Below are 10,800 nucleotides of genomic sequence, written 5' to 3'. Positions count from 1 at the left end.
TCGACGCGGGCCTGCTCGTCGGCGCGGTAGGTGATCGGCCAATCCCTGGCCCAGCAGCGGGCCGGCCGAGTCGAAGTAGGCCCAGACCTTGTCCATCACATTGCCCGGCATGAAGTGGGTGTGGATGTCGATCACCCCGGGCAGCCCGAGCGGCTCCCACAACGCTCGGACAGCAGCGGCGTCGGCCGGGGAGAACGGTGTCGTCACGTCATCGTCGGAACACACGGACCCAGACTAACCCCGCCCCGGCGGGCGGGTCGGATCAGTCGTCGTCGAACACCGCGTCGATCGTCTCGGTCGCCGGCCGGAAGGTGGCGCCGAGCGACGCCGCGGCGCTGTTGTCGGGGATCGGCGGGTAGAGCAGGTACTGGGCGGCGGATTCGCTGAGTTGGTCGACGCCGGCCGGGACCAGCGAGCGGAAGCGGTCGGCGAGCCGGCCGATCCCGAGCAGCGCGCGGTTGGGGATCGGCACGTAGCGGGTGTGCCGCCCCGAGGCGTGGCGCAGCGCCCGGGCGAGGTCGGCGCCGATGATCCGGTGCCCGCCGGCCAGGATGCGGCGCGGGCCGTGCCCGGGTTCGAGCAGGCGGACGTGCAGGTCGGCCAGGTCGCGGACGTCGACGAGGGTCAGCCCGGCGGTGCGGCCCAGCACCCCGACGCCGGCGAGGGTGCGCACGCCGTCGCCGGCCTCCCCGCGGTGCCCGGCGGCCGACGGGCCGGCGACGCCGGTGGGGTAGACGATGGCGACGGGTGCTCCCTCGTCCTGCAGCGAGCGGACGTAGACCTCCACCGCGGTCTTGGCCTGCCCGTAGGCGCCGGCGCCCCCGGTGACCGGCAGGTCGCCGTGCATGACCGCCGTCGTCGGGGTCCACAGCGCGGCGATGCTCGACACGTGCACGACCGGGTCGATGCCCGCCCGCACGGCCCCGCCGATCACGTTGCGCGCGCCCGCGAGATTGCGCTGCACCAGGGCCCGCTCCCCGTCGGCGTCGGTGCCGTGCAGGGCGACCTCGGCGGCCGCGTGCACCACGGCGTCGCAGCCCTGCAGGGCCCGGGCGACGCCGGCCTCGTCGGTGATGTCGCCGACCACGGCGTCGTCGGCGTCGAACCCGAAAAAGGCTGCGGCGCGGGCCAGCTTGTCGGGGTTGCGCACGAGGAAGCGGATCTGGTGGCCGCGGCGGGCGATCGCGTCGGCGGTCCAGCCGCCGACGAATCCGGTGGCACCGGTGATCAGGACGCGCACGGCGGTCTCCTCTGCGGTGGGCGGAACGGCTGGTGGTCTCGGATGGCGGATCCGGGAAACGTGCTCTATTCTAAAACTAGAACACGTTCTAGTTTCCTCGATGGCCCGCGGGCCGCCGATGGTGAAACGACAATAAAGAGCAGGGAGTCGATCGATACGAAGGGGGTGGCGACCGTGGCCGAAGACAAGTCGCAGCCGGTGCCGGAGAAGGGCTCGCAAGCCCGCTGGGACCCCGAGTGGGTGGCCCGCGTCCTACCGCTGCTCAAGACCATCGCCAAGGTCTACTTCCGCTCCGAGGTGCGCGGGATGGACAAGGTGCCCGACGGGGGAGTGTTGCTGGTCAGCAACCACTCCGGCGGCATGGTCGCCTACGACGTCCCGCTCATCGCGGTCGCCTTCGCCGACGAGTTCGGCGCCGACCGACCGTTGTGCACGCTGGCCCACGACCTGGTGTTCCTGGGGGCGGGAGACACCATCTTCGGCAAGTTCGGCTTCCTGCGCGCCCATCCGCGCAACGCCGTCGCCGCGCTGCGCGAGGGCATGGCGACGCTGGTGTTCCCCGGCGGTGTCTGGGACGCGATGCGGCCCACCTCGGCGTCGGCGAAGATCAACTTCAACGGCCAACAGGGTTACGTGCGCACCGCCATCATAGCAGGGGTGCCGATCGTCCCCATCGTCACCATCGGCGGCCAGGAGACCCAGCTGTTCCTCAACGACGGCGCGGGCCTGGCCAAACTGTTGCGGCTGGACAAGCTGATCCGGGCCACCCGGGCGCCGCTGACCTTCGGCTTCCCCTTCGGGCTCACGCTGGGCATGCCGCCCAACGTGCCGCTGCCGTCGAAGATGGTGACCCAGGTGCTCGACCCCATCGACATCACCGCCGAGTTCGGCGAGGACCCCGACATCGACGCCGTCGACGAGGAGATCCGGTCGCGGATGCAGGCCGCCCTCGACGAACTCGACCGCGACCGTCGATTCCCGATCATCGGGTGAGGCCATGACCGCGTTGCGCAACCGACTCAGCCACTACGCGTGGATCGTCCGCGTCTTGGTGTCCAGCGGATTCCTCACCCTGCTGCGCCCCGACCGCTACCTGCGGATGGGGTTGTCGTTGCGCCGCCAGGGCGGGACGAACGCGGTCAGCGGCATCGGCCTCGCCGCCGCCCAATACCCCGACGCCGTCGCCCTGCACGACGAGGCCGGCTCGCTGACCTGGGCGCAACTCGACGCCCGGGCCGACGCGCTGGCCGTCGGGCTCAGTGAGTCGACCGTCCGGCCGCCGCGCACCGTCGCGATCATGTGCCGCAACCACCGCGGCATCGTCGAGGCGATCGCCGCGACGATCCGGTTGGGCGCCGACGCGGTCCTGCTCAACACCGGGTTCGCCGGGCCGCAGCTCGCCGACGTCCTCAAGCGCGAACAGGCCGACATCCTCATCGCCGACGACGAGTTCGCCGGCCTCATCGACCATGCCCGCCAATCTGATTCGGGCCTGCGGTGCCTGTGGTCGTGGCAGGAGGGGATCGGCCTGCGCGCCGATCCCGGCACCGTCGAGCACCTCATCTCCTCCCGGATGGGGCAGCGCCCGGCGCCGCCGCGCAAACCCGGCCGGATCATCCTGCTGACCTCGGGCACCACCGGCACCCCCAAGGGCGCCAAGCGCGGCGCCAGCGGATCGGACGTCTCGTCGCTCGCGGCGATGCTCGACCGCATCCCGTGGCGCGGCGGGGAGACGACGGTCATCGCGGCCCCGATCTTCCACGCCTGGGGCTTCGGCCAGATGGCCATCTCGTCGACGATGCACGCGACGATGGTCATGCGTCGCCGGTTCGACCCGCAAGGCACGCTCGACCTCGTGCGCGACCACGGTGCGAGCGGGCTCGCCGTCGTCCCGGTGATGCTCGAACGGATCATGGACCTGCCCGTCGATGTGCTCGACGCCAAGCCGATGCCGACGCTGCGGTTCGCCACCGCCAGCGGGTCGCGGATGCGCGCGGAATCGCTCACCGCCTTCATGGACCGCTTCGGCGACGTGGTTTACAACAGCTACAACGCCACCGAGGCCGGTCTGATCAGCACCGCGACCCCGGCCGACCTGCGGATCGCCCCGGACACCGCCGGGCGGCCCATCGCCGGCACCCGGGTGCGGATTCTCGACGACGATCGGCGCCCGCTCCCGGTCGGCGAGATCGGCGTCATCGCGGTGGCCAACGAGTCGGCCTTCGACGGATACACCGGCACCGAGACCAAGGACTACGCCGACGGCTACATGCTCTCCGGCGACGTCGGGCGGATCGACGGGAACGGCCTGCTCTACGTCGTCGGACGCGACGACGAGATGATCGTCTCCGGCGGCGAGAACGTCTACCCGCTGGAGGTCGAGCTGGTCCTCGACGCCCACCCGGGGGTGGCCGAGGTCGCGGTGATCGGCGTCGACGACGAGAAGTTCGGCCAGCGGCTCGCCGCCTTCGTCGTGCGGTCCGGCGGTTCCGACGTCGATGCCGACGCGTTGAAGGCGCACGTGAAGAGCCAGCTCGCCGGGTACAAGGTGCCGCGCGACATCCATTTCATCGAACTGTTGCCCCGCAACGCCACCGGCAAGGTGCTCAAGCGCGACCTCACCGAGGAGGGACGATGACCGGACTGCAGCGACTGTCGGGCAACGACGCCCTGATGCTCAACATGGAGAATCCGACGACGCCGATGCACACCCTCAAGGTGGCCATCGTCGACCCGTCGCGGCGCGGCCGCCCGATCACCCTGGACGAGCTCGTCGACGTACTGCCCCACTACCTCGGACACTTCCCGCGTGCGACACAGCGCGTGGAGGCGGCATCGGCGACCTACTCGGCGCGCCCGTTCTGGGTGGCCGACGAGAACTTCGACGTCAGCGCCCACCTCGACGAGCGGACCGCAGCCGCCCCCGGCGATCGTCGGGCGCTCGACACAATCCTGACCGAGCTGTCCGTCGAACAACTCGACCGGTCGCGGCCGCTGTGGGCGCTGACCCTCGTGAACGGCCTCGCCGACGGCCAGCAGGCCATCGTCGTGCGGGTCCACCACGCCGTCGCCGACGGCTTGGCCGCCCTCAACACGTTCATGACCGCCACCGCCGAGCGGGGCGGCACGGTGGCGCCCGCCCCGGTCGGCGACATCGAGGCGGTGCAGCGCGAAGAACTGCTGCGCACTGCGCGCGCCGAGTCCAAGAAGCTCTTCCGGGAGGTGCCCAAGGCCACCGGCCGGCTGGTCAAGGGCATCGTCACCTCGCGGCGGTTCGAGAACCGGCACCTGGTGCCCAAGCCGATGGAGTCGTCGCGCAACAGCTTCTCCGCACCCAGCGGCGGCGAACGGCGTTGTGCCAGTGCGAGTCTGCCGCTCGCGCAATTCCAGCAGATCGCCGTCGCCACCGGGACCACCGTCAACGGCGCCCTGCACGGGGTGATCGCCGGGGCCAAGCGCGCCGAGATGATCGCCCGCAGCGAGGACCTGCGCTCGCCGGCGGTGACGGTGTTCGGGGTGGCCGCCGACATGGCGTCGACGCGCACCGCGGGCAATGAGATCTCCACCGCGCTGGCCTATCTGCGCACCGACATCGCCGACCCGGTGCAGCGGCTGACCGCGACCGCGCAGAGCTGTGCCGCGGCGGTCACCAAGCGGCGCAGCATCGGCTTCGAGCTGACCGACCAGATCGCGGTCTACACCGGCCGCACCGGCCCGGTGTTCCGCAAGCTGGCGGCCCCGGTCACGCCGCGCGTCGTCAACAACATCACCACGGCCAACCTGCCGGGTCCCCGTGAGACCCGCTGGGTGGGCGACATCGAGGTGGTGGACTGGATCTCGTTCGCGCTGGCGATCGCGCCGGCCGACGTGAACCTCACCGCCTACAGCTATGCCGGCCGGATCAGCATGGGGCTCATCACGACGCCGGAGTCGATGCCCGATCCGGAGGGTTTCCTCGACCGCGTGCGCGAGTCGCTGCACGAAGTGCGCACGGCGTTGGTCGAGCGGGGGATGTTGGCGGCGCAGGACGCCGACCAATCAGCGGCCAAGCCGCCCACCAATCCCGCGGCGAAGCCGCCCAAGAGAGTCGAGTAGCCATCGTGGGTCTGACCATCTGGGATACGACTGTGGCCCGCGTGGGTCTGTTCGCCAACGTCGTGCCGCGGGCCGTCGCCAGTGCGCGCGCGGCGAAGAACGGCGATGAGCGCCTGGGCATTCCGCCGTCGAAGGTCGGCGCGCGCACGGTGGGCGAGTCGGCCGTCGACGAGCTGTTCGTCGCCCTCAACTCGGTGCTGCGCGACGTGTCGGAGATCGACGACCTCGCCGCCGCGGTGCAGCGTTGCGACGCGGCCGCGCCGGTGCTCACCGAGCTCGGGGTCACCGGGGTCAACCGCCCCCAGCCGGTGCCGACGATCTTGCGGCGCAGCCGCAAGCGCTTCACCACGACGGTCTACGACCACGTCGACTTCAAGCTGGACGTCGACCTGCCCGAGCCGATGGCCGCCTATGCGCCCTACCTCGACGGAGTGTCGTCGGCGCGGGTGCTGGCCCACGAGGAGCCGGGCCGGCGCTGGATCATCTGGGTGCACGGTGCCGGGCAGGGCCGTCCCGACGACATGTTCTCGTTCCGGGCCGCCCACCTGCACGAGAAGCTGGGATACAACGTGGTGCTGCCGGTGCTGCCGGCGCACGGCGCACGGCGGCACCCCAACGTCGCCTTCCCGGGTTTCGACCCGTTGGAGAACATCGCGGTGACGATTCGGGCGGTCGCCGAGATCCGGGCGCTGGTGTCTTGGATCGGCGCGCAGGATCCGGCCGAGGTGACCATTGCCGGGACGTCGCTGGGCGGACCGTTGGCCGGACTCGTCGCCGGGTTGGAGCCGTTGGTGTCCTCGGTGTTGGCGTTGGTGCCGATGCTCGGCGTGCACACGACGCTGGCCCACCACATGGACCGGGTCGGCAAGATCGGCCGGGAGGCGGCCGCGCTGCTGCGCTCGGACAGTGTCCGAGCCGTCTCGTCGGTCGTCGACCCGCTGGCGGTGACGCCCTATGCGGAGCCGGACCGGAGGTTGGTGATCGCCGCGCTCAACGACCGGGTGACCTGGGTGACCGCGGCCCAGAAACTGCACCACCACTGGGGTGGCCGGATCGAGTGGTACGCCGGCGGGCATGTCGGCCACGTGTTCTCTGGCCGAGTCCGCGAACTCACCGACGAGTTCTTGGCCGAGGCCGCCGCTGCGACCCCCTAATCGCCGACTGGGCCCTCTTTCCCGCCGACTGGGCCCTGATCTTCGTCGACTGGGCCCTCATCTTCGTCGACTGGGCCCTCTTTTCCGCCGACTGGGCCCTCGATCTCGTCGACTGGGCCCTCGATGAGCGACGCTCAAGCGTCTTTGACGGTCTCGGTTGCTTCGACGACAAGGTCGGGTGTGGCCTCGCCAAGAACCTCGTCGCGGTCCTCGGGCACGATGAATCCGGCCGCGATCGCGGCGTCGGTGGCGTCGGCGTAGCTGCGCAGGTAGTCCGACGACGAGCGGTAGCGCTGGGCGAGCACCTCGTCGGGAATCGGGTGGGTTGACCCGAACAGCAAACAGATCCGCGAAACGGGTTCGGGCACAATGCCGCTCAACACCTGGGTCGGCACCTCGACACACGGGGTGCGGACCCCGCCGCGAACGTTGCCCACCTCGTCGGGAACGAACGCCGGGTCGTCAGATCCATTGAGCTGCAACGGCTCTGCGGAAGGCGGCGGGTCGCCGCCGCGGGCCCAGCGATCCAAATGTCGCAGTGCCGCGCGCAGCACGAACCGCTGTTGGCTGCGGTTCACCGGATCCGGGCAGCCGAGGAATTCTTCGAATGGTCCGATCTGTGCCAGGTCGGCATGGGCGGCCCCGGCCACCTCCCACACCCGCAACGAATCCGAATCTGATTGTCGCGCAAGGTAGTAGCGGAAGTTGGTGAGCAGATCGGTCTCGGTTTGCACGACGAGGACCGGCGCCCCGACGTCGGGGATGCTCGTCGGGTCTCCGGAGAACGCGACGGAGATGTCGGCCGGGCCGCCGATATCCCCGAGGGGGAGTCCGGCAACCGCCCGACTGTGGACCAGGTAGCCGTCGAAGACTTTGTGCACCGGCGCGAAGGCCGACACGTAGGTCGTCAGGGCCATCGCCGACTGCGATTCGCCGACCGCGAGGATGCGGTCGACGATCAGCCCACCCAGCGGCCCGCCCGGCCCCCGCAGCGCGGCGGCTACCGCGGCGAACAGGTCGTAGCAGTACGCGTCGCCCGGGTGCTTCATCTGGGCGTACCGCTGCGGGTCCTTCGCGGCAAGGCCGCTCGGACCGGCATCGACCTCGACCGACCCGGTGCCGCCCTCGACGCCGGTGTACTGCGCGGACACCCCGGCCCACGCGTGGCCGGCCCGGACCAGTTCCTCTGCGACGTAGGTGTATTCCGGTGCCGCGTCGGCTCCGCTGCTCACATTGAGCCATTCGACGACGAGGGTGCCGCTGAACGACTCCGGCGTGCTCGGCCGGCGGACGAGGACGCGAGTGGTGAACTCGGCCGGCGGGGCCTCGCCGTCCCGCGTGAGCCCGGACACGACGCCGGTAGCGGCGTACTCGGTCTCGGTGTAGCCGTGCGCGGCCAGGTCGGGGCCCGGCGTTGCGCTCATGAGGGAATGTCCGGCACCGCCGGTGAGTTCGACGAAATCCACGGTCAGTCCTGCTTCTGCGCCTTGCGCCAATTCTTGATGGCGGTGCCGAAGACGGTGTTCATCTTGGTGCCGACCGGCCAACCGGCGTAGTAACAGAGGAACAGGGCGATCTCCTCGAGCTGCTCGGGGGTCAGCTCCTCTTTGCCCAGTGCCGCCCCGGCTTGGATCTCCGCGACGTCGACGTGGCCGTTTCCGGCCAACAGGCCCAGGAGCAGCAGCCGACGATCACGGTCGGTGAGTGCGTCACGCGTCCACACCTCGGCGAACAGCTGATCGGCGGTGTGCGCGAAATGCAGTCCGGGACCGTCGGACATGTCCCAGCCGTACACCTCCGACATCTTCGCCACACCGCGCTTGCGGTGCTCGGTGCCCTCGCCGCCTACGGCGGTTCCTGAACTCATGCGTTGACTCCTTTGTCTTCGGCATCGGGAACACCGAATCCCGACGCGAGGTTGGCGCGGGCGATGGTGCCCAGGGGAAGGTCGACGTCGAGCTGGCGGCCCAAGGCCAAGGCCAGATCGAGATCCTTGCTGCCCAAGTTCACCACGTGGGTGAATACGCCGTACCAGAAGTCGTCGGGATCGATCGGTGCGGTGGTGTTGCGCAGCATGATTGCCCCGGCACCGCCGGTGATGGCGTCGGTGTGGCGCACCACTTTGCCGAGTTTCTCGATGTCGATCCCGGCGGCCTCGGCCAGGCGCTGTGCCTCCGACGCCGCATTGAATGAGATGAAATGCAGGAGATTGCGCGCCAGCTTCATCCTGGTGCCCGCGCCGACCTCGTCGCCCGCGTGGACGAGCATGTCGCCGGCCAACTTGAACGGCGGCTTGATCTGCTCATAGGCCTCCCGCGGTCCGCCGACCATGATGGCCAGCCGACCCTGCTCGGCGCCGGGTGCGCCGCCGGAGATGGGAGCATCCATCAGGTGGACACCCTGCTCCGCGCAGGTTGCCGACAGCTCAATCGCTGTCTCCGGGCTGATCGTCGAATGGACGGTGATCACCGTGCCCGACTTGGCCGTCGTGAGCAGGTCGCCGACCACCGAGCGCACCTGCGCGTCGTTGACGACGCAGATCCCGATGACGTCGGCCTGTTCGCCGAGCGCGGCCAGCGAGTCGGCCTTGGCTGCACCCTTCTCGACCAGCTTGGCGACGGCCTCGTCGGACAGGTCGAAGACGGTCAGGCCGCCCGGCCAGGCGGCGAGCCGCCCGGCCATCGGGCCGCCGATGTTGCCCAGGCCGACATATCCCAGACGAACGTCGCTCATGGTCGGTAGACCTGCCCGCCGTCGACGTTGAAGATCTGGCCGGTGATCCAGTTGGCCTCGTCGGAGAGGAGGAACTTGCACATGCCGACGTGGTCCTCCGGCTTGCCGAATCGCTTGAGCGGCAACTGCTTGACCATGTCCTCGACCATTTCGATCGGGGTGGTGGTGCGGGTCGCCTCGGTGTCGGTGGGCCCGGGGGCAATCGCGTTCACGCGGATGTTGTTGCCGCCCAGTTCGGTGGCGAGCTGGAAGGTGAGGTTGTTGATGCCCGCCTTGGCGAGGCCGTAGAAGCCGCTGTAAAGGTAAGCGGCGGTGGAGGACTGGTTGACGATCGAGCCGCCGTCCTTCATGTGCGGGTAGACCGCGCGGGTCACCGCCAGCGCCCCGTCGAGGTTCACGCTCATGAACTTCTTGTAGTAGTCCCACGGCACGGTGATCAGGAAGTCCAGCTTCATCCCGCCGTAGATGGCGGCGTTGTTGACCAGGCCGTTGATGTTGCCGTAGCGCTCGACGGCGGCTGCGGCGAGTGCCTCGGCGGATTCCGGGTCGGAGACGTCGGTGTGCACGTACAGACCGCCGATGTCGGCGGCGACCTTCTCGCCGGCCTCGTCGTTGAGGTCGGCGACGACGACGTTGGCGCCCTCTTCGGCCAGGCCTCGGGCGTAACCCTCGCCGATGCCGCCGGCGGCGCCGGTCACGATGATGGTCTTGTTGTCGAAGCGTCCTGAACTCATTGGGTTGTCCTATCTATTGGGTTGGTTGGGTTGGTGTGGATGGGATTGAGGGCCCACTCGACGAGATCGAGGGCCCAGTCGACGAGATTGAGGGCCCAGTCGGCGGGAATGAGGGCCCACTCGGCGGGAATGAGGGCCCAGTCGGCGTCATGCCGGCCTCGCGACGGCCTTGGACTCGAGGTATTCCTCGAAGCCGGCGACGCCCATCTCGCGGCCGATGCCCGACTGCTTGTATCCGCCGAACGGGACGTCGGCGGCGTACCAGATGCCGCCGTTGACTCCCATCGTCCCGGTGCGAACCCCGTTGACGACGTGGTTGATCCGCGTCTCGTCGGTGCCGTAGACCATGCCCGACAACCCGTACGGGGAGTCGTTGGCGATGCGGATCGCGTCGTCGTCGCCGTCGTGGGGGATGATCACGAGGACCGGGCCGAAGATCTCCTCCTGGGCCACCCGGGCGGAGTTGTCCAGGCCGGAGATCAGCGTCGGTTCGACGAAGTAGCCTTTTCCTTGCTCGCGGGCCGACCGCCGCCGATCTCGACGGTGCCACCCTCGTCGACGGCGAGCTTGATGTAGCTCTCGACGCGCTCGCGCTGCTTGGCCGAGATGAGCGGACCGCAGATGGTGCCCGGCTTGGCCGGGTCGTCGGCGGGCAGGCCGGCCATCGCGTCGCGCGTGGCGGTGATGGCCTCGTCGAGCTTCTCGCGCGGAACCAGCAGGCGGGTGGTGATCGCGCAGCCCTGGCCGGCGTGGGTGACGACGTTGAACGCCGCCATCGAGCAGGCGCCTCGCAGGTCGGCGTCGTCGAGGACGATGAACGCGGACTTGCCGCCGAGCTCGAGGA

The 10,800-nt window shown here is 69.6% G+C and carries 9 protein-coding genes and 2 pseudogenes; 4 read left to right on the top strand and 7 right to left on the bottom strand.

From position 1 onward, the window contains the following. Positions 1-225 (bottom strand): annotated as a pseudogene (locus tag nbrcactino_RS14075) (amidohydrolase family protein); the annotation flags it as partial. A gap of 37 nt (positions 226-262) precedes the next feature. After that, positions 263-1,240 carry an NAD-dependent epimerase/dehydratase family protein gene (locus nbrcactino_RS14070; RefSeq protein WP_161928162.1) on the bottom strand — a complete coding sequence of 326 codons (978 nt, stop codon included), beginning with the start codon at positions 1,238-1,240 and terminating at the stop codon, positions 263-265. A 174-nt stretch (positions 1,241-1,414) separates the two neighbouring features. Between nbrcactino_RS14070 and nbrcactino_RS14065 the strand changes: the two genes are divergently transcribed. From nbrcactino_RS14065 to nbrcactino_RS14050, 4 genes are read left to right on the top strand one after another with little or no spacing between them, the layout of a single operon-like run. Next, complete coding sequence (locus nbrcactino_RS14065; RefSeq protein WP_371864583.1) at positions 1,415-2,233, top strand: lysophospholipid acyltransferase family protein; 819 nt, start codon at positions 1,415-1,417, stop codon at positions 2,231-2,233. 4 nt (positions 2,234-2,237) lie between these two features. Then, the gene (locus tag nbrcactino_RS14060) at positions 2,238-3,878 is read left to right on the top strand and encodes an AMP-binding protein (RefSeq protein ID WP_161928043.1); all 1,641 of its coding nucleotides are present in this window, start codon (positions 2,238-2,240) and stop codon (positions 3,876-3,878) included. Next, positions 3,875-5,335, top strand: coding sequence for a wax ester/triacylglycerol synthase domain-containing protein (locus tag nbrcactino_RS14055; protein ID WP_161928044.1), 1,461 nt, complete (start codon positions 3,875-3,877; stop codon positions 5,333-5,335). Before nbrcactino_RS14060 ends, nbrcactino_RS14055 begins: the two co-directional genes overlap by 4 nt. 11 nt (positions 5,336-5,346) lie before the next feature. Further along, positions 5,347-6,489, top strand: coding sequence for an alpha/beta fold hydrolase (locus nbrcactino_RS14050; RefSeq protein WP_161928050.1), 1,143 nt, complete (start codon positions 5,347-5,349; stop codon positions 6,487-6,489). Positions 6,490-6,623: 134 nt separating this feature from the next. Here the strand turns inward: nbrcactino_RS14050 and nbrcactino_RS14045 are convergent, their stop codons facing one another. The 5 genes and pseudogenes from nbrcactino_RS14045 to nbrcactino_RS14025 form a co-directional block, all read right to left on the bottom strand. Next, the gene (locus nbrcactino_RS14045; protein WP_161928045.1) at positions 6,624-7,955 is read right to left on the bottom strand and encodes an alpha/beta hydrolase domain-containing protein; all 1,332 of its coding nucleotides are present in this window, start codon (positions 7,953-7,955) and stop codon (positions 6,624-6,626) included. 2 nt (positions 7,956-7,957) lie between these two features. Then, entirely contained in the window at positions 7,958-8,356 is a 399-nt protein-coding gene (locus nbrcactino_RS14040; RefSeq protein WP_161928046.1) for a carboxymuconolactone decarboxylase family protein, read from the bottom strand. Next, positions 8,353-9,222 carry an NAD(P)-dependent oxidoreductase gene (locus tag nbrcactino_RS14035; protein ID WP_161928047.1) on the bottom strand — a complete coding sequence of 290 codons (870 nt, stop codon included), beginning with the start codon at positions 9,220-9,222 and terminating at the stop codon, positions 8,353-8,355. Before nbrcactino_RS14035 ends, nbrcactino_RS14040 begins: the two co-directional genes overlap by 4 nt. After that, on the bottom strand, positions 9,219-9,956 hold the full coding sequence (locus nbrcactino_RS14030; protein WP_161928048.1) for an SDR family oxidoreductase: 738 nt from the start codon (positions 9,954-9,956) through the stop codon (positions 9,219-9,221). Before nbrcactino_RS14030 ends, nbrcactino_RS14035 begins: the two co-directional genes overlap by 4 nt. 147 nt (positions 9,957-10,103) lie before the next feature. Continuing rightward, positions 10,104-10,800: pseudogene (locus tag nbrcactino_RS14025) on the bottom strand (aldehyde dehydrogenase family protein); the annotation flags it as partial.

Origin of the sequence: Gordonia crocea (genome assembly GCF_009932435.1) — a bacterium.
Lineage (GTDB): Bacteria > Actinomycetota > Actinomycetes > Mycobacteriales > Mycobacteriaceae > Gordonia > Gordonia crocea.
The sequence above is the reverse complement of the archived record's forward strand: the minus strand, read 5'-3'. Positions and strand labels throughout refer to the sequence as shown.

Coding starts and splice junctions, on each gene's coding strand:
- nbrcactino_RS14040 (WP_161928046.1), bottom strand. CDS start 8,356: ATGAGTTCAGGAACCGCCGTAGGCGGCGAGGGCACCGAGCACCGCAAG.
- nbrcactino_RS14030 (WP_161928048.1), bottom strand. CDS start 9,956: ATGAGTTCAGGACGCTTCGACAACAAGACCATCATCGTGACCGGCGCC.
- nbrcactino_RS14060 (WP_161928043.1), top strand. CDS start 2,238: ATGACCGCGTTGCGCAACCGACTCAGCCACTACGCGTGGATCGTCCGC.
- nbrcactino_RS14035 (WP_161928047.1), bottom strand. CDS start 9,222: ATGAGCGACGTTCGTCTGGGATATGTCGGCCTGGGCAACATCGGCGGC.
- nbrcactino_RS14055 (WP_161928044.1), top strand. CDS start 3,875: ATGACCGGACTGCAGCGACTGTCGGGCAACGACGCCCTGATGCTCAAC.